The organism is Vibrio salilacus (assembly GCF_002811245.1).
GTDB classification, from domain to species: Bacteria; Pseudomonadota; Gammaproteobacteria; order Enterobacterales; family Vibrionaceae; genus Vibrio; species Vibrio salilacus.
Genome location: NZ_NIVQ01000009.1, coordinates 52443 through 74339, shown reverse-complemented (window position 1 = coordinate 74339; position 21897 = coordinate 52443). Strand labels below are relative to the sequence as shown.

Annotated in this window: 21 protein-coding genes; 2 read left to right on the top strand and 19 right to left on the bottom strand. The window is 45.3% G+C overall.

Annotation, left to right across the window (positions count from 1 at the left end; genetic code table 11):
• Position 1: 1 nt before the first annotated feature.
• The 12 genes from tssH to CDZ87_RS08420 all read right to left on the bottom strand — a co-directional run bounded on the left by tssH (position 2) and on the right by CDZ87_RS08420 (position 13513).
• Positions 2-2530 (bottom strand): type VI secretion system ATPase TssH, encoded by a 2529-nt coding sequence (gene tssH / locus CDZ87_RS08475; RefSeq protein WP_422641444.1) that lies wholly within the window; start codon positions 2528-2530, stop codon positions 2-4.
• A 103-nt stretch (positions 2531-2633) separates the two neighbouring features.
• Positions 2634-3407 (bottom strand): type IVB secretion system protein IcmH/DotU, encoded by a 774-nt coding sequence (gene icmH, locus CDZ87_RS08470; RefSeq protein ID WP_172953566.1) that lies wholly within the window; start codon positions 3405-3407, stop codon positions 2634-2636.
• Between the two features lie 2 nt (positions 3408-3409).
• Entirely contained in the window at positions 3410-4744 is a 1335-nt protein-coding gene (tssK, locus tag CDZ87_RS08465) for a type VI secretion system baseplate subunit TssK (protein ID WP_100753149.1), read from the bottom strand.
• Between the two features lie 5 nt (positions 4745-4749).
• Positions 4750-5229, bottom strand: a complete 480-nt coding sequence (tssJ, locus tag CDZ87_RS08460) for a type VI secretion system lipoprotein TssJ (protein ID WP_100753148.1) — start codon at positions 5227-5229, stop codon at positions 4750-4752.
• 2 nt (positions 5230-5231) lie between these two features.
• The gene (gene tagH, locus CDZ87_RS08455; RefSeq protein ID WP_100753147.1) at positions 5232-6704 is read right to left on the bottom strand and encodes a type VI secretion system-associated FHA domain protein TagH; all 1473 of its coding nucleotides are present in this window, start codon (positions 6702-6704) and stop codon (positions 5232-5234) included.
• A gap of 2 nt (positions 6705-6706) precedes the next feature.
• Positions 6707-7723 (bottom strand): type VI secretion system baseplate subunit TssG, encoded by a 1017-nt coding sequence (gene tssG / locus CDZ87_RS08450; RefSeq protein WP_100753146.1) that lies wholly within the window; start codon positions 7721-7723, stop codon positions 6707-6709.
• Positions 7687-9456, bottom strand: a complete 1770-nt coding sequence (tssF, locus tag CDZ87_RS08445) for a type VI secretion system baseplate subunit TssF (RefSeq protein ID WP_100753145.1) — start codon at positions 9454-9456, stop codon at positions 7687-7689. Before tssF ends, tssG begins: the two co-directional genes overlap by 37 nt.
• A 5-nt stretch (positions 9457-9461) precedes the next feature.
• Positions 9462-9899, bottom strand: a complete 438-nt coding sequence (gene tssE / locus CDZ87_RS08440) for a type VI secretion system baseplate subunit TssE (RefSeq protein WP_038176975.1) — start codon at positions 9897-9899, stop codon at positions 9462-9464.
• A 5-nt stretch (positions 9900-9904) separates the two neighbouring features.
• Positions 9905-11380 carry a type VI secretion system contractile sheath large subunit gene (tssC, locus tag CDZ87_RS08435; RefSeq protein ID WP_172953568.1) on the bottom strand — a complete coding sequence of 492 codons (1476 nt, stop codon included), beginning with the start codon at positions 11378-11380 and terminating at the stop codon, positions 9905-9907.
• Between the two features lie 49 nt (positions 11381-11429).
• Positions 11430-11927 carry a type VI secretion system contractile sheath small subunit gene (gene tssB / locus CDZ87_RS08430; protein ID WP_038176978.1) on the bottom strand — a complete coding sequence of 166 codons (498 nt, stop codon included), beginning with the start codon at positions 11925-11927 and terminating at the stop codon, positions 11430-11432.
• Between the two features lie 313 nt (positions 11928-12240).
• The gene (locus tag CDZ87_RS08425) at positions 12241-13245 is read right to left on the bottom strand and encodes a hypothetical protein (protein ID WP_100753144.1); all 1005 of its coding nucleotides are present in this window, start codon (positions 13243-13245) and stop codon (positions 12241-12243) included.
• Entirely contained in the window at positions 13229-13513 is a 285-nt protein-coding gene (locus tag CDZ87_RS08420) for a type VI secretion system PAAR protein (RefSeq protein ID WP_038176979.1), read from the bottom strand. Before CDZ87_RS08420 ends, CDZ87_RS08425 begins: the two co-directional genes overlap by 17 nt.
• 592 nt (positions 13514-14105) lie before the next feature.
• Here CDZ87_RS08420 and CDZ87_RS08415 point away from each other — a divergent pair.
• On the top strand, positions 14106-14354 hold the full coding sequence (locus CDZ87_RS08415) for a YkgJ family cysteine cluster protein (protein WP_100753143.1): 249 nt from the start codon (positions 14106-14108) through the stop codon (positions 14352-14354).
• A 118-nt stretch (positions 14355-14472) separates the two neighbouring features.
• Here the strand turns inward: CDZ87_RS08415 and recR are convergent, their stop codons facing one another.
• From recR to CDZ87_RS08380, 6 genes are all read right to left on the bottom strand, one after another.
• Positions 14473-15072, bottom strand: coding sequence for a recombination mediator RecR (recR, locus tag CDZ87_RS08410; RefSeq protein ID WP_038176980.1), 600 nt, complete (start codon positions 15070-15072; stop codon positions 14473-14475).
• Positions 15073-15086: 14 nt separating this feature from the next.
• Positions 15087-15416 carry a YbaB/EbfC family nucleoid-associated protein gene (locus tag CDZ87_RS08405; protein ID WP_100753142.1) on the bottom strand — a complete coding sequence of 110 codons (330 nt, stop codon included), beginning with the start codon at positions 15414-15416 and terminating at the stop codon, positions 15087-15089.
• A gap of 73 nt (positions 15417-15489) precedes the next feature.
• The gene (gene dnaX / locus CDZ87_RS08400; RefSeq protein WP_100753141.1) at positions 15490-17586 is read right to left on the bottom strand and encodes a DNA polymerase III subunit gamma/tau; all 2097 of its coding nucleotides are present in this window, start codon (positions 17584-17586) and stop codon (positions 15490-15492) included.
• Between the two features lie 33 nt (positions 17587-17619).
• The gene (gene apt / locus CDZ87_RS08395; protein ID WP_038176983.1) at positions 17620-18165 is read right to left on the bottom strand and encodes an adenine phosphoribosyltransferase; all 546 of its coding nucleotides are present in this window, start codon (positions 18163-18165) and stop codon (positions 17620-17622) included.
• Positions 18166-18341: 176 nt separating this feature from the next.
• Positions 18342-18734: a YbaN family protein gene (locus tag CDZ87_RS08390; RefSeq protein WP_281251962.1), complete on the bottom strand. Its 393-nt coding sequence runs from the start codon at positions 18732-18734 to the stop codon at positions 18342-18344.
• Positions 18735-19052: 318 nt separating this feature from the next.
• A complete protein-coding gene (locus CDZ87_RS08380) occupies positions 19053-20153 on the bottom strand; it encodes a response regulator (RefSeq protein WP_100753138.1) in 1101 nt (366 codons plus the stop codon).
• A 239-nt stretch (positions 20154-20392) separates the two neighbouring features.
• Here CDZ87_RS08380 and CDZ87_RS08375 point away from each other — a divergent pair, with 239 nt between their 5' ends.
• Complete coding sequence (locus tag CDZ87_RS08375; protein ID WP_100753137.1) at positions 20393-21268, top strand: LysR family transcriptional regulator; 876 nt, start codon at positions 20393-20395, stop codon at positions 21266-21268.
• 39 nt (positions 21269-21307) lie between these two features.
• Here CDZ87_RS08375 and CDZ87_RS08370 read toward each other — a convergent pair whose 3' ends face one another.
• Positions 21308-21856, bottom strand: coding sequence for an NAD(P)H nitroreductase (locus CDZ87_RS08370; RefSeq protein ID WP_100753136.1), 549 nt, complete (start codon positions 21854-21856; stop codon positions 21308-21310).
• Positions 21857-21897: the final 41 nt, after the last annotated feature.

Genomic DNA, 21897 nt, shown 5'->3' with positions numbered 1-21897 from the left:
ACTACTCAACCTCGCCGATAAACTCACCGTCTTGCGCAGCAAGGTAAATACGAGTCACAGGTTGTTGATCAGAAAGCTTGTTGAGTAACGCCAGTGAAATTGGTGGCAGTAATTGACCTTCGATAATCGCTTCTAGCATGCGCGCGCCATTTTCTGAGCGAGTTGCACGCGATAAGATTTCATCTATTAGCGAATCTTCGATCACAACTTCCGCTGCATAGCGTTCTTTAAAGAGTGTTTCGAGACGCGAAAGCTTAAAGCGCACAATAGACTCAAGCACTTCCTTACTGAGTGGCATATAAGGAACCACTTCCATTCTTGCCAGTAGCGCGGGTTTGAAGAAAGCGGCCAACTCTGGATAGAGTGCATCATCAAGTTGTTCGACTTGGTCAGCGTAATCAACAATGGTCTGGAAACCTAAGTTTGAAGTTAGGAAGAAGACGATGTTCTGGCAATCGATAATGCGACCTTCACCATCGGCAAGTTCCCCTTTATCAAAGGCTTGATAGAAAAGGTTGAGGACTTCCGGATGGGCTTTTTCTACCTCATCAAGCAACACCACTGAATAGGGCATCTTACGAATCGCTTCCGTCAATATGCCACCTTCACCGTAGCCAACATAACCCGGAGGTGAACCGATTAAACGCGATACTGTGTGTTTCTCTTGATACTCAGACATGTTAATCGTGGTTAGAAATTGTTTACCGCCATACAAGTGCTGGGCAAGCTGTACTACCGTTTCGGTTTTACCGACACCACTTGGCCCCACGAGTAAGAAAGCCCCTTTTGGTCGGCCTGGACGACGTAAATCGGCACGAGCGGTCAGAAGGTGTCGATGAACACGTTCAATGGCGACATCTTGCCCCTTGATTGACTGACCTAAAATGCTCGCTAAGTGCGTAATCTTATGCAGTTCATCACTGTTCATTTGATCAACAGGTACCCCCGTCCAATCGGCTATCACTTCCGCGACTTGCTGAGCATCAACTTGAGGATGAATAAGACGTTCAGTGTGAGGAATGGAATCTAACTGCTGATATTTTCCGCGGATGGTCGCGACAATTTGCTCGCGCTGATCGACAGGTAAAGCGTTTTGTTGCTCGCTTGTGAGCGAAGCTCTAAGTTCAATAATCTCTTCAACCAACTCTTTTTGCTGCTGCCACTGAGCCGTCAAGCGCTCACGCTCTTGTTCGTCTTCTGCCTCTTGAGTTTTAAGCTCTTCTAGACGTTCATGGTCAACGTCTTTACCGAGTAATTGAGCTCGTTCCAGCATATCGATTTCAAGTTGACGTTGGTGACAAGCGGTTTCGATAAACGCTAAACGTTTTGGTGGCGCGGTCAAATTGATGGCAATACGTGCACAGGCGGTGTCGAGTACGTCAATCGCTTTATCAGGCAGTTGTCGACCCGAGATATAACGCACCGACAACTCAGCCGCCGCTTTCAATGCATCATCGGTGATCAGAACATTGTGCGTTTTCTCATACACGCTGTTCAACCCGCGTAGAATATCAACCGCTTGCTCTACACTTGGCTCATCAAGTTTAACCAGTTGGAAACGGCGAGTTAATGCCGGATCTTTCTCAAAGTACTTTTTGTACTCTTTCCACGTGGTTGCTGCGATGGTGCTTAGTTCACCTCGAGCGAGCGCTGGTTTAAGTAAGTTAGCCGCATCACCGCCTCCTTCTTGATTGCCCGCTCCGATTAGGGTGTGCGCTTCATCGATGAACAAAATGATCGGTTTTGGTGAGTGCTTAATCGCATCAATGACCCCTTTAAGGCGCTTCTCGAACTCACCTTTAACTGAAGCACCTGCTTGCAACAAACCTAAATCGAGTGAGTGAAGTTCAACACCTTGTAGTTGCAAAGGCACAGTCCCAGCGACCACGCGAAGGGCCAACCCCTCAATCATAGCGCTCTTACCAACACCGGCATCCCCAACCACGATCGGATTGTTCTTGCGTCGTCGACATAGGATATCAATCATAAGGTTGATTTCGTTTTCACGACAAAGAACCGGATCCAGTTGATTCTGGCGCGCCTGCTCGGTCACGTTAGTGCAGTATTTGGCAAGAATAGAGGTATCGCTACCCTCTTGTGCCAACGTTTTGCCTGGCGAGCTTGGTTCAACTTGTGTTTCTGAAGAGTCAGCGAGCACCATATCAAAGTGCTTTTTCAAGCTCTCGCGATTAATACCATCAACAATACGCACCAACTTATGGTCCATATAGCGATCAGCTCGTGTCAACGCGGCCAATAGAATAGCACCTGAGCGAAGTTCCGGTTGATCCAGTTCGGTGGTTGATAATAGCCAAGCTTCTTGAAGCAGCTCTACCAATAGTGGAGAAAACGTTGGATAACTATCAAGCGCTTGTTCGCGAGCAAAACTGGTCACAATGGCTTGTTTAATGTCATCGACCGATAAGTCAGATTGCTTCAAGATCACGCGCACATCTGAAAGTGGGTTGTCTAATAAGACTTCAAGATAGTGCTCAAAAGTAATTTCACTGTGCTGACGTTCAATACACACAGAAGCTGCCTGCTCTAGGGCAAGCTTGCTCTGTTGATTTAATTTAGCAATAAGAGTGGGTAGTTCAATACGTATCACGGCAATCACCTAGCCTTAATTATTTTTATAGAATTTGATTGAGTTGTTCGATTACGTCACTGGTTTTGACGTGGAGTAAGTAGCTGTAGCCGAGAAACGCGCCACTCCATAGCACGACAAAGCCTACAAATATCGACCACAAAGGCACCTGCTTACTCAATTTGTACTTAGAACGCACCACATGCTCAGTGGCGCTCGTGAGCTGAGCAATATCGGCCTCATTATCTCGATTAAGCAATTTGTGCAACTGACTAATGACTTTCTCACGCTCAAGCTTCCCTGATTCAATCACGCGATATTTGCCTTCGAAACCAAGCACTAAACATTGATAGATGAATTCAAGCAACGGTTTGTACTGCTCAGGTTCAGCTTCAAGACGCTTAAGGATGGTAAAAACTTTTTCGCCTCCCCACGTTTCATTATGAAAGCGCGATAGCATGGAATGCTCTGCCCATACTGTTGATGCGCCCCACGATGTTCCCATCACAGACTCGTCCAAAAACGTACACAGAATGTAGCGATAAGCCATTAACACCGCGTGTTCATAACCAAGCTCCGTGAGCTCAATTTCAATGGTTTTGATCTCTTCAACGGTCTGCTCATAAATGGCTTCAATATTGTCACACTCAGCCAGTTGGCGAACTCGCAGTGCCAAACCAAGCAGCGGGGTCGCCGCATCAATCAATGGGTTATTCAAACTGCCACGCATTTGAAACCAGTAGTCCTGGTCATGATTGATTCTTTCGACATCATCAAATAGCAAGCTGCTGTATTTACTGTCTTTTTTATTGATATCCATGCTTAACTCCTGATTGCCCAGAACTGCAGATCGAGTTCTTCAAATGCCGCTGCCACGTGGAACGCAAAACCACTAGAGTGCTGAAGCATACTCCAAGCACTGCTGGTCTTATCCAATTGGTAATAGGTATAACCCGCGTGATAAGGAAGCTGACGTGGTGCAACTGGCAACGCAACCAGAGGGACACCAGGCAATTGCAGTGAAATAAGCTCACGGATTTTCTCAACAGACGAAACTTTGGTTTGCTGAGTGAATTGACGACGCAACTCATCCATTGGCATACGCGCCTTGACAGCAATAATAAAGTCAGCGCTTGCCATCAACTGTGGATCTTGAATTGGCGCGACCATCAAGCCGTACTTACGTTTATCTAACTGAATGGATACCGCTCTCGGTTCAAGTACCACACTGAGCGACTGACGTAGATTACGGATCAAAGGCCAGAACGACTCCGTTGGCATATCATGGTTATAGCTAACGGTTTTCGGTGGCAGACGGCTTTCGTCGGTAAAGGTCGCTAGTTCGCCAGCCACTGTTGACAGGCATTCAAACAAGCGCTCTGGATGGAGACTACGTAACTCTGCCAAATGTTGCATCTGCGGCTGTAAGCGGTTTAGCGCTTGCAGCAACATAAAGTCAGACACATCCGCAACGCCACCTTGCGATGGTGAGCTAATACGCTGAGCAATATTCTTGGCGCGTTCACGCATCAAACCTGAAATTTCATTAACAAAACGGTGCAAAGCTACATTACCGACCACATTGAGGTGACACGGAATAAAATCAGTGTCCATCACCACACTGCCATCAGGACGTTTTTCTAAAATGCGACCGACCGCCATTGACGCATACGCGCTACGATCTTCTTTCTCGAGCATCAACTGAATGCGCATCGGTGACACATCAATGGTCGTCATATCGCCTTGTGCGGTATGGACATCACGAACTTCAAGGCGGCGGCTTTCATAGCGCCCTGTGCCTTGAACTTCTGGCCAGTTAACCTCCATTAAGGACTCACTACGCAGCGGAATTGCTAGGTAAACCAGTTGATTTGCTAGCGATGCATCTTCTATTTCTAACGCGTCAGGCAGTGTATCTTCTTGAGGAATACGAAACGCAGTACCGTCAGGCATAATGCCAACAGCACGTTCAATCGCGATACGACCGAAAGAGAGGTATTCTGGGTTTAACGAGAATTCTGACACACCATATAGATAACGACTCACTGAACTCATGCGTTCGTCGATATAGTATTCTGTGTATCTTTGCTGCTGTTGGAAGTGCTGAGGCTTTATAAATAAGCCTTCATTCCAAATAACACGATTGCGTGCAAACATCTTGTCTATTCCACCTTTTCCAACTTCACGTCGTATTCATCTAGAAGCATCAAAAGGTGATACTCCCTGCCTTTGTTTAGTACTTTGACCGCTTTCTTCCACTCACTCAGCTCAATATCGGAGAAGTTCGCCATGATGCCGATATAATTAGTCTCTTCATCGACTTCGATCTGATTAACGAATTTAAACTGTCCTGGCATCAAGACGTAGTCATAGCTTTTGACGAAATTACTTTTCAGTGCTTTCTCATGATCCGCTTTCAACTGGTCATAACTTGATGACATAAACATCGAGTCGTCCACCAGCTCAAACACTTGAATTTCGACTGGTGATGCCTGGCCCCAAAGACTCGGATTAACGTCATCACCTGCGACAATACTGAACGTCACGTTGGTCGGTAACAGCGTAGGATCGTAACGTTCCGGTTCGCTGCTACACGCAGTGAGGATCACAGTGAGAAAGCCCATCCATAACAGATTTCTCACGCCTAAAACTCCAATTGCTTCTCGCGAATCTTCTTGTCGTACGCTTGCTCAAAAATTTCCCAGAACAACTTTTCAAAGCCTTGTTGGCGATGAGAGGTCAGCTCTTGGTAATAATTGCAGTACATATTCCACGCCCAGGCGTCTGTGTCGTGGGCCGTATCTTGATGAGATCGCTTGTAGTTTTGGAAACGACGTTGCAACACCTGTGGCGAAAATGCGCCAAGAATCTGGTTTAACGCTTCACCAGTAGCATGTTGCATCGCTTCATTGTGCGCTTGAACATTACGTAAGCTTTCTGCAATGGCTGCCGGCGCAGACAAATGCACGGCACTTTTCTCTGCGTCATACAAGGTTTTTATTGTCTCTTGGTAAGACAACCCTAAACGCAACGGGTTATCTTCAATCGGCTGCAAATTACGGTTCAAGGTGCCAAATCGGCCGTTACAGACCTGTTGATGTAAATCAAGCAACCCTTGAATACACGCTTGTAACGATTCACCCATTTCTTGCGAGAGCATGTGCATGCGCTCAATATCATCCGTTTGATCAACTTGTACGCCTAAACCATTGAGCATCGGCCCGGTCAATAGGTGACCACCTGCTGCTGACTGGCTGTGATTCGTATTTGGTTCTGGTTGAATGCTTTTTGCTACTTCTTCCTCTAGCAAATCTAATGTTTGCTCGTCCATTTGCAGGCCCTCTGAAACGTTGTCGTGAGTTATCTGTTGTTGTGATTCAAGCTGATTAGCTTGTTCAATATTGGTTTGTTGCATCGGTTTGCTCGGCGCTGCTGCTTTCTTGCCAAAGCCAAAGCTAAGAATGCGTTTCAGCGTCATTGATGAGCTAATTTCATTATCACTGTCTGCTTGCACGGTAAAATTCGGCGTACGCAGGGTTAAATCTTCTTCAGGAACAATCGAGCGCTGCTCGTCTTCCCTTGCCGTTTTAAGCTCATCGTCAATCAGTGACTCTTGCTCGCTGCCGATCATAAGTTCATCAAGCGCCGCTAATGGCTCGGTGCTGATTTCGCTCTCTTGCTCACCCTCTGTGTCGATATCGAACGCATCATCGGCAAGCAAGTCAGTACTTGTTTCTTCAAATAATTGGCTCAATGGACCCGCAGTGTGATCTTCTTCGTAGTCACCTAGCATTACTCGCAGTTGGTAAGGACCAATGTTGATGTGGTCTTTGTGCACCATTTTCGCCAGCAATCCTTTGCCGATCGGCATTTCGGTCCCATTAACGAATGTCTCGCCACTTAAGTCACGTAGACAGAAGGCACCGTCAAACATCAACACTTCACAGTGCTCACTTTTAACTTGACCCTGACCATCTTTGAGCAACCATTTACTGTGTGACCCAGAGCCAATAATGCCGCCGGATTTGTCCCACTGCATCGCAGCAGAAAGGCCTGATTCCAGTCGCTGTGCGTTTATCACTAACAGGGTAAGAGTAGGTTGAGCCGAAGAATCCATTGTTATTGCCTTACTTGTATTAATACACTTTTCTCTTGTGAGCTGGTGCCAAGAAACGATGTCCAGCCAAGTGCAATACCCGACTGTTCGCCCAATACGAAATCAGGGGCTTCATCATCATCCATAGTCAGCTCCAAGTCGTATGCCATTTGCTCACGTAAAATAAATTCAACCAGTTTGCATAGCGGTTCAAACTCTTGTCCTGATGGTAAAAAGTCAGAGAACTTACTGCGCGATAGTTGGCGAATACAGATGGTAAACTTACCGTTGCAGTCAATAATCGATTCACCCACCATGCTGGTCACGCCCAGTTGTGAATTTGCTTTACCCAAGGTCGTTTGCTGAGCAGGGGCAATCAGCACTTTACGTCGCGTCCATTGGCGAATTTCAACATCGTCCAAATCAAAACAGTGGGCAATGATCCCAGACACCACTTGCGGCGAGCGACTTCGCCCTGCCAACGTACCTGAGTAAGCCAACATTTTGCACCAATTGATTGGCGTATCACCGCGCAAATCGGGCGAACCTAAGCCAACAAGTGACAGTAATTGAGCGGAAAAATCGTCCTGAGCGTCAGGTTGAAAACGCACAAAATAGCGATACTTACGCCAAATTCGGTACACCAGATTGATTAGTCGGTTGTTAAAAAAGTCGAAAAATGGCTGCTTAAAACCACCTGGCTCTTCGTTTAATAATTGTTCGACCACAAACCCTGGTAGGGGTGATTGCGCTCCTGACAAACCAAAGAAATTAGTCAGCATGACCAGACGTTGGTCATCACGCTTATCAAGCTGACTGACATCCGACGGTGAAAAGCCGAGACTCGGGTTGCCACTAAATACCAATTTGCACTGGCGCTCCCAATCGTCATTTTCCGGATTTAATTCAAATAGCTTTTGCAGCAACTCAACCAGCTGATAAAAGTTGTAGTCATGAACGTCTTGTGGCAACACGGCCTCAACGGTTTGACCCAACTCATCCGCTAAATGAGTGGTTGCATCCCCGTCTGAGTACCCCATGTGTACCTCTCTTGATTGGTGGTATTGACCACATTAAGCTCATGAAATGAGTTAATGCTGGCGTATAAAGCAAAGAAATGACTCAACACGGTGCCAAATAGGAACAAATCACCTTCTGAGCCAAAACCTGATTGGTCGATGTATAAGGTGGATTGCAACCCACGCACCGGCAGTCCACGCAATACCTTATCCAGTGGCTTAGATTCTATTTTCTGAATCGCTGCGAGCCGCTGCCTAGAAACCCGCTCGGCTTGGCGATCAACCAAAGCACGAAAATCATAAGCACGTAACACACTACTTAATGCGTCTTTAGATAACAGCGATAAATAGTTAAGCGACAAGTTGGAAATCAAGGTCCACAATAAACTTCCATCTAACACTGGGCGCAGCGACTGCGAAGGCACAGATAAATTGGCGAACGTGGCAAATGGCGGTGACGTATCGGTGGGTAGGCAAATATCTCCCACACCGAGTTCTAGCGGCAGCAGTCGGTTAGTGCAGTTGAGCTTAATCGAGACCGCTTCATCAACATCAAATGAGACCGTTTCATCACTGCGGACAAACGAGATAAAGGAATCAAAACCATCACCACGAATACTCTCTTTAACGCGAGTGCGGTAATAGAGGGCATTACGATTACGCACTCGCTCAACTTCGTGCTGGAAGCTTTCAAACGAGGAATAGACACGTTTTGCACCACGAACCCGCTTACCTTCACTAGCTGAGTCTTGCCAACCCGTTACCGCCTCGACATTGAAAACTTCATAATGCGATGGGTAACGGCTTGACGGCGCAATACGATATTCAGATTGACGGCCGGACAACGCAATAGGATCAGCATCGTGTTCAAATAAATTGATAATCGGGGTGCAATAAAGCTGAAAATTGTCTTTCTGAACCCGAACATCTGCGGGGAGCGTTTTGGAGAAATGCAGCTGGATAGAAAACGTCCCAGTGACATTTTTCGGGATTGCTCGGTCAAGCCCGACCAAGTCAAAGAAATGAAATGCCTCTGGAAATGACAAGTATTCTTGCAAGACCCGATACCCTTCATAGACGTTGGTTGGGTAAGGGAGTAGAGCATCGTCACTATCAAAACCTACGGTTTTAAAACAGCCTTCATCAAGTGGAAACTGAGTGCCATTGACATCAATGGTGACCTTGTCCAAGTAGTGATTAAGCCACAGGTAGATCATCTGTGAGCTGTACTTATCGCCACCCAGATAAAAGCGCAGGCCATCAAGCAGCGCACTGCCTACTGTGGTGTCTCCTAACATCTCAAGTGATAGGTCGATTGTGGTTGCTTCGCGGGTATGTTGCGCTCTAACATCAGTGCATGTTAATGGGTAAAGATCGACATTACGACAGGTGCTAAAGTGACATTTAGTGCCAAAAACTGGCTTACTGTCTACCTGAGTGCCTTTAGCAATCACCTGCTTTTCACTAACACTTTTATCTGGTTTAAAAGCCAAAATAGTCATGCTTGGGATAGGCCTTAAGTAGTTAGGCCAAAGCATGTTGATCATTGAGTGAGTGAGTTCAGGGAATTCATCCTCGACTTTTTCTCGCAAACGTGCCGTGAGAAAAGCAAACCCTTCAAGCAGTCTTTCGACATCTGGGTCCATTGTTCTACCGTGCAAGAATCGAGAGAGCTGAGGGTGAATTTCGGTAAATTCACGCCCTTGCTCTTTGAGAAAAGCCAGTTCCTCTCTGAAATACTTGTCTTGAGTCATAATCCCTAAATCACTCGATATTGTCTGTTTTGGTCCAAAAGCAAACTGATGTGAACGCGGTCGTGAATTGCATCGCTATTAATTTGTGCCGTTATTCTGAACTGCAGCGACAACGGACTGAATCTGTCCGTCTCAGCAATGACTTCAATGTTCTTGAGTCTCGGCTCAAAATTATGTAAGCAGTTTTGAATCGCTAACTTGACCTTTAGCGACAGATCTAAGGTGTCTAGCGTGGCATCATTGAAATCAATCAATCCCAAACTCGGCGAACTCTGTGCCCCACCAACACGTGTATTTAAGATCTTGGAAACGTTACCTTTAATTGAGTTAAGAACATCATTTGGCTCTGGGCCTTGTGTTAAAGAAACGTTCTTAGCGTTGGCTTCTAAGCGTTCAAAGAAGCCAACACCGAACGTACTTTCTTCAGGAGCAAAGTACGTCATGATGGTTATGCCTGATCTAATCGGCCAACCAGTGACAATTCAAAGTTTGCACCCATGTACTTGAAGTGAGGGCGGACAGAAAGAGAAACTTGGTACCAACCTGGGTTACCATCCACATCAGCCACTTCAATCTTCGCTGCACGTAATGGGCGACGACTACGAACGTCTGCTGGTGGGTTCTCTTGGTCAGCCACAAACTGCTTGATCCAAGTATTCAACTCACGCTCTAAATCTTGACGCTCTTTCCATGAACCGATCTGCTCGCGTTGCAGTACTTTAATGTAGTGAGCAAGGCGGTTAATGATCATCATGTAAGGTAGCTGAGTACCCAACTTGTAATTGGTTTCCGCTTCTTTCCCTTCTTTAGTATTAGGGAAGATCTTCGGCTTCTGGATTGAGTTTGCCGAGAAGAACGCTGCATTATCGCTGCCTTTACGCATTGTTAGGGCGATAAAGCCTTCTTCTGCTAATTCAAACTCTTTACGGTCAGTAATGAGGACTTCTGTTGGGATCTTCGCCTGAAGCGCACCCATCGACTCGAACACGTGGACAGGAAGATCTTCAACAGCACCGCCACTTTGTGGGCCAATGATGTTTGGGCACCAACGGTATTTGGCAAAGCTGTCGGTTAAACGTGTCGCAAACGCGAAAGCAGTGTTGCCCCAAAGATAGTGTTCATGAGACTGAGAAACGCTCTCTGCGTAGTTAAATGACTTAATTGGGTTTTCAGTTGGGTCATAAGGTACACGCAAAAGGAAACGCGGCGCTGCCAAACCTAAGTAACGTGCATCTTCAGATTCACGAAGTGAACGCCATTTGGTGTACTTCGGGCTTTCAAAGATAGATTTAACATCTTTAATATTTGGTAATTCTTCGAACGAATCAATACCGAAAAACTCTGGGCCAACGCTTGAGATAAAGGGAGCATGAGCCATAGCTCCGAGTGACCCCATGTATTGAAGTAACTTCATATCAGGTGTTGATGGGGTAAAGCTAAAGTTACCCACAATCGCGCCTGTCGGTTCGCCACCAAACTGGCCATAGCCCGACGAATATACATGTTTGTATAATCCTGACTGGGTAGTTTCTGGTGCAAACTCAAAGTCTTCAAGTAGCTCTTCTTTGGTCACGTGAAGAAGATCAATTTTGTTGTTCTCACCAAAATCGGTACGATCAACCAGTAGTTTTAATCCACGCCATGACGATTCCATCTGTTGGAATTTTTCGTCATGGAGAATTTCATCCATCTGAGCGCTGATTTTTTTATCTAACTCAACCAACATTTGGTCAACGAGTGATTTATTCACGGCTTCGTCAGTTTGTTGCGAGCCAATGAGGTTCTCAATAAACGCAGCGACGCCTTTTTTAGCAATATCGTAGCCTTCTTCACTTGGCGCAATTTTCGTTTGTGCCATGATTTCATCTAGTAAGCCGCCTTCAGCTAACTGGGGTCTTTCTAGTACCGTTTCTGTAGACATCAGGTATTTCCTAATCCATTAAATGACGAATGTTGTTAGTTAATCTCTTGTTCTATTTTGGCTCTTCGCCAACGATGCTGAGCTCTTCAAGTAATTTGTCGCGTGACTCCTGAGAGTGCAGCAGTTCTTGCAGACGTTCGCGGAACGCAGGGATATTGCCAAGAGGACCTTTCAGTGCCACAAGCGCTTCGCGCAGTTCAATCAACTTGTTAAGCTCTGGGACTTGGCTTGCAATTGAATCTGGAGAGAAATCAGCAAGTGAATTGAAACTCAGCTCAACTGGAAGTTCTGCATTTTCGTCGTCGCTTAGCTTACTCGCCACCGAGGTAGACAAGCTAAGTTCACTTTCACGCATCACTGACTCAAAGTTGTTTTTATCAACTGAAACGGTACTACGCTCTTCGACAGGTGTTTCTTCGGTATGGCCTTTAAAGTCACCGACTACTAATGTTTTTAGTGGCAGTTCAACTTCAGCCTGAGCATCGCCGGTAGCAGGAATATATTTAATATTAATCCGCTCTTTAGGAGCAACGCTTCCTTCCTTAGACATGATAAAAGTTCTCCGATATTAATTAAATGGATGGTGGTATTTATGACAAAAAGAACCATGAACCTATATTTTCCAATACAGGCCAATCATTCTTTTTATCAAATTTTTTATTTACGCTTATATTTATCCGACAAGAAAATTATAATTAAATCATCGGTTGCTGATAAAAGTTATGGAATAGACATCACACATAGCCCTTAACACCACTAAATAAAGGAATATGTTATTACGAACTAAGCAAATCAGTCTTTATGACCACTCTTAAAGTTGATCCCTGCCATAATATCTAACCCTAAATTCATTCTTTTATGGCTTAATCAAGCCATAAATAGTCATGATGGAAATACGTTTCTTGTTTAACCAGTTCTGCTTTGATTAACTCGGCTTGAGCAATTTCTTGCTCGGAAAGCGTATCAACAATGTCTTTGTAATCTTGCTCTACTTTCTCGTAGGTTTGTAGCAAACGATCTTGCCCTGCTGTCTCTAGGTAAAGTTCCAAGTACGCTTTGGCTTTAATAAGGTCTCGCTCAATAAACCCATAGCGCTGACTTTGACCACTGTATATCTTAGCTAGTGTGACCAATGACGTCACATCGCCCTGCTCTAAGGCCTTTTGTCGCCATTCAAACGCTCTGTTTAGCTTGCCCTGCTCTTCAAGCAAACTAATGTATTTCTTAGTGGCAGGTATGTACCCAGCCTGCGCCGCTTTTAAATAGCTCTGATTCATCGCGGTAATACGATCGCTATTAAAGAAAAACTCGCCTTCACCTTGCTCTAAGCGCGCTGCATAAGTCATCTCTGCTTTAGGCAGTTCGAATAGACGGGCTTTATCAAGGTAATATTGAGACAGTGGTCGATCGCTGTGGTAAAAATAGCCAGATAACAACAACAGCGCACGACCAGGATCATCTGCTCCCAATTCAATGAGTTGGTCATGATACTGGCGTTGGTAACGGTCACGTTTCGCCGCACTAATCCAGTCACCAAATTGGTAGATATAATTGAGTGCAAATAAACTTTGACCTTCTGCTGCCTTCTCTAAATAGCGCTGTGCTTGTTGATTAATACGTTCAGTGTGTCTATACCCCAAGGAATCAAGGGCGTAAACATACGCAGCATCTGCGTTGCCATTATCAGCCGCATACTTGAGGTATTGGCGTGCTTCGCTATTTTTAAACTGCGCTCGCAACAGTGCACCCGTTGAGTAGGCTTCGTCAGCGCCCATTTGCTCAATGTGATAATTATTTGATGCAAGAGCGGGATAGCTGAAGCCTATGAAAACCAAGATATAGAGCCTGAACTTAACCAATATTGACACTACTTCCACCTTGTAAAACACCACCACAACTAACGGCATCACCTGCTCTGGCTGCCGGTTTACCATCAATGTTTACTGTCCCTGACCCTGCAGCAATTGTCCGTCCATGGGGAGGGTTATTTGGTTTATCATGCGGAGCGAGTGGATCACCCTGCCGAGCTGCGGGTATCCCATCGATTTTCACGCTTCCAGAACCAGCAGTCACTGGCGTTGGTGGAAAACCATCATGCTCAGTGCCAATGTGTCCAACAATAATTCCATTACCCATATTGGTATTCTTCTCATTAAATAACTAAGCAGAATTAAATAGCAAATATCGCACCAACATTAATCCAGCTAATTATTAATACGAATGCGATTATTTGTGGTATATCTTTAAGCAATAACCTGTATATATCAAGCAGTTTTTTACCACATGATGAGCAATAAGTTGCCAAAAGTAAATCAATCAGCTAATTTAGGCTAATCTAAATTAGAGAGGTTAAAACAACAAAGTTATCACTACTTGATTAATTATTAATTTCCAAACTGTCAATAAGTCACTTTAGGAACAATATTGTCAATAAAGTAGTTAAATTCCGTTACGTTGATTCAGTGAAATTGTCTGTAAACGCTATTTATAGTACGGCACTATTAGTTAGACCTATATGGGCAATTCCATAAGTAGCTTTGATGCTCTCCCGTTTTCCGACTAATAGTTTACTCCATCAATCCACATAGCTTGGTTCATTTGCCCTAATAAAAACTCATCCGACCTCTAATTTTGATGTATTTTCCAATAGTAACTGGATTCAAATTAAGTGACACAGATCACACTCGGTGGTAGTATTTGATCGATTATTGCCTGGGGATAACAAAAGATGGATTGTCGTTTAGGATGTGGGGCGTGCTGTATTGCTCCAAGTATCTCTTCTGCTATACCGGGAATGCCGAATGGCAAACCGGCCGGAGTGAGATGTGTTCAGCTTAACGAGGACAACTTGTGTAAGCTGTTTGGTAAGGCAGAAAGACCGAAGGTTTGTCACCAGTTTAAACCATGCATCGAGCTTTGCGGCACTTCGAACCACCAAGCTTTGGCCAATATTATTGAGTTAGAGAGCCTCACCTAAAACGAGTGGCAAGCCAATGCATGTCAGAGACTCATTGTAAATTGATAAAAAAAGCGATGCTCAGTGGCATCGCTTTTTACTCTGTAGTTCGGCGTTCTTTTTACTCTGTATTGAGGCGCTATAGCTTTAGCCTGCCCAACAGCGAGTGAGACAGTGTAGTGCCATCAACCAATTCCAGCTCGCCCCCTACCGGAACGCCATGAGCAATACGGCTCGCTTGCACCTGATGAGCACGACATAGCTCAGCGATGTAGTGAGCGGTCGCTTCACCTTCTACGGTCGGGTTTGTCGCGAGGATGACTTCGTTAACATCACCTCGGCGTAATCGATAGTCTAATACATCAAGACCGATATCACTTGGGCCAATACCATCTAGGGGTGAGAGGTGTCCCATCAACACAAAATAGCGACCTGAAAACTGGCCGGTTGCTTCTACTGCTGCAATATCTGCAGGGCTTTCAACCACACAAATCTGGCCATTTTCTTGCCGTTTCGGGTTGGTACAGATGTGGCAAGTTTCTTCTTCTGTAAAAGTACGACATTCATTACAATGACCAATTTCTGTCATCGCTTGACTCAGAGCATCCGCCAGTTGAAGGCCGCCTTTTCTATCACGCTGTAACAAATGAAAGGCCATACGCTGCGCCGACTTGGGGCCAACCCCAGGTAGACAACGTAAGGCCTCCATCAATTGCTCCAGCATATGACTGGTGCGCATTATTTTTTACTCGATTAGAATGGCACTTTCATGCCTGGCGGAAGCTGCATACCACCAGTCACACCAGCCATTTTCTCTTTTTGTGTCTCTTCAACACGGCGAGCAGCATCATTGAACGCCGCGGCGATCAAATCTTCAAGCATTTCTTTGTCATCTTCCATCAAGCTCTCATCGATCTCAACGCGACGAACGCTATGGCTACCAGTAATGGTTATTTTCACTAGTCCAGCGCCTGACTCGCCAGTGATTTCCATATTTGCGATTTCTTCTTGAAGCTTTTGCATGCGATCTTGCATTTGCTGGGCTTGCTTCATCAAGTTACCCATACCGCCTTTACCAAACATGTTTATCTCTCTGGTTATTTAGCTTGTTTTGTTATTAGATGGGGCCGAATCATGTAAGTTCAACCCCAGTAAATTAAATCGGTCGTACGCTGTCTTTGTCGAGTTGAGCACTAAAGCGTCGCTCGATAAACTGTACATTTTGATCGTTATCCAAACTGTTAAATGCCTGTTGAAGTCGACCTTGATAAAGTCTGTCTCGTAATTCCAGCGGGGTTTCGCCGCTCTCTCCCACTTCAACACTCAAGTGACACTCTTCACCCAGCACACGATTAAGTTCTTCAACAAGCTCACTTTGCGCCTTATCGGTATCTAAGTGTGCTTGAGACGATCTCAATGTCAGCGCAATCGATGCACCGTTTTTTTGATAGCTAGAGTTCAGCGCAAGTTGCTCGGTGAGTTTCGCCGTATTAAGTTGGCTGATCAATTTAGCCCACTCATCTAGGGCTAAGCTCTCATCGACCAACTTCTGTGCCATCTCAGGGGTCTTTTCATGTTCCAATGCTTTTTTTAGTCGCGTTGGCGTCAGCTGTGACACTGGCTTTTGTTTTACAGGCAGTGTCGGCTTCCACTGATAAGGTTCATCCTTAGCAGACTCAGAGGCTTGAGCAGATTGGGTGAAAGACGATGACGACACCTGCCCTGCTCCGGCGTGCTTTTTCGCAACGCGCTCAAGAACAGACTCTGTTTTTTTTGCAGATGCCGTATTAGCCTTTTTTGGCGAATTACTCTGTCCTGGGGTCAACCCTTTACGTTGAGAACGTAATTGGTGTCGCAGGCCACTTATTGGCGATGAAGAACGCGGCTCCTCAGGTTGTACTGATGGTGGAGCTTGAGGCGCCATCTGATTGGGTGGCTGTGACTCATTAGTCGCAGGCATCGCGTAATCAGGATCATCATATTGAGGTGGCCCAGACATATAGTCCGGAACAGGTGGAGCTTGGTCATTGTTAGCAAGTGGCACAGGCTGAGGCGCTGGAGGCGTGTCAACTCGGGCAACCGTTTGAGCCTGCGGTGCTGACGCTACAGGCGCACTTGGCGCAGATATCGCGGGGGCTGCCTGAGTGGAAATCATCGCCGCTTGCGGCTGAACGGGTCTAAACGCCATCATGCGCAAAATAACCATCTCTAAACCAATACGTTCAGAAGGCGCCAAAGGTAAATCTTGACGTCCTTTCAATACGATTTGGTAATAGAGCTGAACATCTTGTGGCGTTAATGCTCGACTAAGTAATTCAATTTTTTCGGCATCTGGCTGAGTCATATCAAGCGTGGCAGGCAATGCGTGGTACATAGCAAGACGATGCAGTTGAGTCGCTAACTGTTGGAGTAAACCATCCCACTCAACCCCATTTTGTGCCAATGAAGAGAGACAATCCATAGCAACTTGGGGTTGCTTTGAACTGATCGCTTCGAGTAAATGTATTGCTTGATCGGTATCGAGTGTTCCCAACATATGGGTAACACTGTCAGTCATCACCTTCCCGTTACCCAATGCAATCGCTTGATCAGTCAAACTTAATGCGTCACGCATACTGCCATCAGCGGCATGGGCAATCATACCAAGGGCGCGCGTCTCTGCTTCGACCTGCTCTTTTTGTAACGTTTGCTTAAGCTGTTCATGAATCGTATCAACACTGATCGGTTTAAGATGAAACTGCAAACAACGAGACAAAATCGTCATTGGTAACTTTTGCGGATCCGTCGTCGCAAGAAGAAACTTCACATACTCCGGTGGCTCTTCAAGCGTTTTCAACAGTGCATTAAAACTGTGACGCGAGAGCATGTGCACTTCATCGATCAGGTAAACCTTGAATCGGCCACGCGCTGGTTTGTACTGCACGTTGTCGAGTAATTCACGAGTATCTTCAACTTTGGTACGCGATGCTGCATCTATCTCTAGCAGATCAACAAAGCGACCTTGATCGATTTCCTGGCAAGTATCACAAACACCACAAGGGGTAGCAGTAATCCCCGTTTCACAATTTAGCCCTTTCGCAAATAATCGACCAATGGTCGTTTTACCCACACCACGCGTACCACTAAACAAATAAGCATGATGAAGACGATTTTGAGCCAATGCATTTTCTAATGCGGTTAAAACGTGGGCTTGACCGACAACTTGATCAAATTTAGTCGGTCGCCACTTTCGTGCTAAAGCAAGATAACTCATGAAACTGTACCCATAAATAGCCTAGCCGATCGATTAGTGACCTTCAAATTCACAGATGCTATAAACGTTGAGGCCAAGACCTTCAAGACGTTTATCACCACCAATTTCAGGAAGGTTAATCACAAATGCAGCGTGTTCCACCACACCACCGAGTTGTCGAATTAGCTTAGTCGTGGCTTCAATCGTGCCGCCTGTCGCTAGTAAATCATCAACAACCAACACTTTGTCGCCTTCACGGATTGCATCGACGTGAATTTCTAGAGTATCTGTACCGTACTCTAACTCGTAAGATTGAGCGATGGTTTTACGTGGCAGTTTGCCTGGTTTACGTACTGGGACAAAACCAACACCGAGCTCTAGCGCAAGTGGGGCACCAAAAAGAAAACCACGCGCTTCGGTACCAACAATTTTAGTAAACCCCATCTCTTTATAACGGTCTACAAGAAGTTGAATGGTGGCCTGATAAGCCTGGGCATCTTCCATCAAGCTAGTCACATCACGAAACAGAATGCCTGGTTTTGGGTAATCGGCAATGCTTTGGATGCTAGATTTGATTTGCGCAATAGTTTCAGTTGTCATAACTCTTTACTTAGATTGGCTAATTTATCCATCGATTTGGTCAACAAATGACTGGAAGCGTTAGCACAGTTCTCAGCACAACCTAACCTAGGGTTTCACCAGAAACAGCGACCAAGGTTTATTGTGCCTAAAAAAACAAACGCCCACTATAAAAGCAGGCACACTTCTCAGCAATCTTAGTGATTTTCTTCGCTATCGGCAAGGTGCTCAATCACAGGCAAACGAATAAACCAACTAAGCAGGACCACAAGCATGACCACTAGACCAATCTTTAGCCAGAAATGGGGAACAATCCAAATCGAAAATGAAAAACTTAACACCATACATACCGCACCGCGTGCTTTTACTTTGCGTGATATGGCGCGATGTTGATGCCAATGAGTGATGATAGGCCCGAAGGTATTGTGTTGATGAAGCCAACGGTGAAAAGCAGGGCTGCTGCGCATAAAGCATGCACTGGCTAATAAGATAAAGGGGGTGGTTGGTAAGAGAGGAAGGAAAATGCCAATGATTCCTAACACTAGGCTGAGCATGCCAACAAAACTCAGAGCAATTCTACGAATGATGATGACATACTCCTATCGTATGAGTATTAGGAACCTGAATATCCATTCAATACGCGGATCCAAGTCAGCGTCGCTGGAAGCGTCGGGATCAGTAATACCGCGATAAATCCAAGAAAGTAAAAAATATTATAAGGTTCTTTAAAGTCTTTGTCTGCCATGAGCTTGCTTCTCTAATATAAAGGTGACGAAACATGTGCCCAATTGATTAATCAGGTGTTAATAGGTTGGGCTTTTTTTGTTTGTCGCGACTATACCTTAATCGCTCGGTGACAAACACCGAGTGATTATAGGGTTATTGAAGTGCTCATATTAGAAATGCGTTTAGGCGTTTGCTGCACGTCGGATATCGAGGCAAAAACTGCTCGAACCAAGACAACTCAGCGTCAATTGACAAGCCGAGTGAATGGGCAAGTCTGTAGTGATAAAGTTTTTCATGCAGTTGTCACCAAGAAACACTCCTGCAGGGATATGCTGAGAAAAGTAACCATTGGCCCATTGCGCATCAAGGCCAGCAGGCAGCAGTTCTAACGTCCCTTCAGATAAGTCTGCGACACCAAAAAGGGCTTTCACTGGGGTACTACAATCAGAGCACTTGATGCCTCTTTCAAGTAGAGTGGCAAGATCTTTCAAATCGGCATTAAAAGACCTGAGGTTACGCAAATAGTCATGAAATAACGCTCTGATCAACAAGGTGGTTGCCGCGCCGTGCTTTTCTTCGCTCGCAGAGTCGACCAGATAAAAGATAAACTGCCCGTTTATCAACCAAGCGTAGTCAAAAACCAAGGGCAAGACGTCCGTTGATTGCAACAAACGATAGCTGCACTTCCAATCTCCTTGAGTAGTATCTTTATCAGGCAATAGCGCATGCAATAAGTCTGTTGCGGCGCTTGGATTATCATCTAAGTACTCTAAGTGCCAATGCAACTCTTGCTCTTCTGGCACATCACCACTATCGATACGAAACCATTGGCTGGAAAAATCCCGCTGGTCACTGAGGTGATTATCAGCGTCATCTAACGTGCTCTCTATGGCACAAGCCAAATGTTGATGATTGCTAATGGGCTTAGCGAGAAAGTCTTTGATACCATATCGGAGTGCTTTGGCCACATCGGCTATTTCATCCGTTGCTGACACAACAATCAGTGGTAGCGAGGGGTATTCTAAGCTGACTTCTTCGACGAACTCAATACCATCAAGAATGGGCATCGAAAGATCGCACAAAACCAGATCGGGTTCATTGGACCTTAATTTCTGTAAGCCATCCAGTCCATCGTAAGCTTCAACGACTTGATAGCCTTGTTCTAATAGAAAACCCGACGTTATACGACGAAAAATCGGGTCGTCATCTACCAACATAATCATTTTGGGGCCCGCATTAGCGAGTGTCGTCGTGTTAGTCGCAACGTCAATTGTTTTATGCATACATCTTCGCCTCACACCTAAAAAGAACGACTGCTTATATTATTATTGTTATTTGTAGTTAAATCGCTCTTTAAAAGTAGCCCCGAAAGCTAATTTATACAAATCTTCCACTTTTGTTCCAGGTTACATACTATATGTATGGAATATCAAATTTCGCCAAAGTTGTTGATGTGACTCAAGCTTTGGCATTTGATATAGATATAAATTAATCAAATTGATAAAAGTGTGTGTCGAACGCAATGAAATTAGATGATCTCAACCTATTTAGATTGGTAGTAGAAAATGGGAGTTATACCGCAACTTCCCGTAAAACTATGATTCCTGTCGCTACTATCACGCGACGTATTCAAGCTTTGGAGGAGTCGCTCAATCTACGACTGCTCAATCGTCATGCGCGTAAACTGTCTTTAACAGAAGCTGGCGAACGTTTTTATAGCGAGTGTTCTCCTCTACTCGACCGCCTGACCTCTGCCGCAGAAGAGATTACCGACGAATGTCGTGGTGCGGCGGGCAAAATTCGCATTAACTCGCCATCGAACTTAACCAAACGCATGATGATGCCGATGTTTAACGCCTTCATGTGCCAATATCCCGATATTAACATCGAGCTGACCACCAGCAATCACGCCGATCAACTCGACCCTACCGAATGGGATGTCATTTTCCGAGTTGGGCCACAACGTGACTCAAGTTTAATTGCGCGTAAAATTAGCTCGGTGGTAGACATTCTGGTCGCAAGCCCAGATTATTTGAAAAATAAACCGGCGCCAAGACACGCCGAAGAGCTACACCAGCATTCATTACTCAAAGGCGCACCACTGCTTAAATGGCAATTGTCGAATAATAGTGGTGAAACCGTCATTAATAACGACAAAGCACGCTTTCAATCCAATACACTCAATGTGGTAAGAAGCGCTTGTTCTGACGGCTTAGGTATTACTTTGATGCCAAATGTGATGATAAAAGAGTACATCGACGATGGTAGCCTAATCCAAGTACTTGAAGATTGGATCGCCAATCCTCGAGATATCTATATGCTCTACAATCACAAAGATCACCTTCCAGAGAAGGTCCGTCTTTTTATCGACTTTGTTATCGCTTACAACCTTCACTAAAAAAGAGAGCTTGGCTGTTCGCCAAGCTCTCTTTTGTCGTTATAGGTATTCAACAAATCGGCTTAAATCCCTTTCAGGTACTTTCATTGGAGTACACCCCGGCGTCCCCAAATACAAAAAGCCAACGATTTGGTCTTCACCCTGTAGGTTAAACGCTTGATGCACTTTTGGGTGGAACATCCACTTTCCTGAACGCCAAAACGCCTGAAAACCTTGAGCAACTGCGGCCATTTGCATCGCTTGAACAGCGCAACCCGCCGATAAATGTTGCTCAAACACTGGCACTTTGTCATGTTCAGTCACCTTGGCAATCACGGTGATCACCATTGGTGCGCGAAATGGGGCATTTTTGACCTTTTCTATCAGGTTCACATCACTGCTTTCAGACTCTGCAGCAGTCACGAGAATTTTCGATAGCTTATTCAGCCCTTCACCCTGTGCAATTGAAAAGCGCCATGGTGTGAGTCCGGCATGATCAGGAGCGCGTAAACCGGCGCGAATAATGTTTTCTAGTGCTTTACCTTCTGGCGCTGGCTCAGACAATTTTGCAATTGAGCGACGGTTGAGCAAGAGATCGAGAGCATCCATTTGGTATCCTTTTGAACGTATTGTTGTTATTTCTTCTTGAT

Coding starts and splice junctions, on each gene's coding strand:
- icmH (WP_172953566.1), bottom strand. CDS start 3,407: ATGGATATCAATAAAAAAGACAGTAAATACAGCAGCTTGCTATTTGAT.
- tssK (WP_100753149.1), bottom strand. CDS start 4,744: ATGTTTGCACGCAATCGTGTTATTTGGAATGAAGGCTTATTTATAAAG.
- tagH (WP_100753147.1), bottom strand. CDS start 6,704: ATGGATTCTTCGGCTCAACCTACTCTTACCCTGTTAGTGATAAACGCA.
- tssG (WP_100753146.1), bottom strand. CDS start 7,723: ATGGGGTACTCAGACGGGGATGCAACCACTCATTTAGCGGATGAGTTG.
- tssF (WP_100753145.1), bottom strand. CDS start 9,456: ATGACTCAAGACAAGTATTTCAGAGAGGAACTGGCTTTTCTCAAAGAG.
- tssE (WP_038176975.1), bottom strand. CDS start 9,899: ATGACGTACTTTGCTCCTGAAGAAAGTACGTTCGGTGTTGGCTTCTTT.
- tssB (WP_038176978.1), bottom strand. CDS start 11,927: ATGTCTAAGGAAGGAAGCGTTGCTCCTAAAGAGCGGATTAATATTAAA.
- CDZ87_RS08420 (WP_038176979.1), bottom strand. CDS start 13,513: ATGGGTAATGGAATTATTGTTGGACACATTGGCACTGAGCATGATGGT.
- CDZ87_RS08415 (WP_100753143.1), top strand. CDS start 14,106: ATGGATTGTCGTTTAGGATGTGGGGCGTGCTGTATTGCTCCAAGTATC.
- recR (WP_038176980.1), bottom strand. CDS start 15,072: ATGCGCACCAGTCATATGCTGGAGCAATTGATGGAGGCCTTACGTTGT.
- CDZ87_RS08405 (WP_100753142.1), bottom strand. CDS start 15,416: ATGTTTGGTAAAGGCGGTATGGGTAACTTGATGAAGCAAGCCCAGCAA.
- dnaX (WP_100753141.1), bottom strand. CDS start 17,586: ATGAGTTATCTTGCTTTAGCACGAAAGTGGCGACCGACTAAATTTGAT.
- apt (WP_038176983.1), bottom strand. CDS start 18,165: ATGACAACTGAAACTATTGCGCAAATCAAATCTAGCATCCAAAGCATT.
- CDZ87_RS08380 (WP_100753138.1), bottom strand. CDS start 20,153: ATGCATAAAACAATTGACGTTGCGACTAACACGACGACACTCGCTAAT.
- CDZ87_RS08375 (WP_100753137.1), top strand. CDS start 20,393: ATGAAATTAGATGATCTCAACCTATTTAGATTGGTAGTAGAAAATGGG.
- CDZ87_RS08370 (WP_100753136.1), bottom strand. CDS start 21,856: ATGGATGCTCTCGATCTCTTGCTCAACCGTCGCTCAATTGCAAAATTG.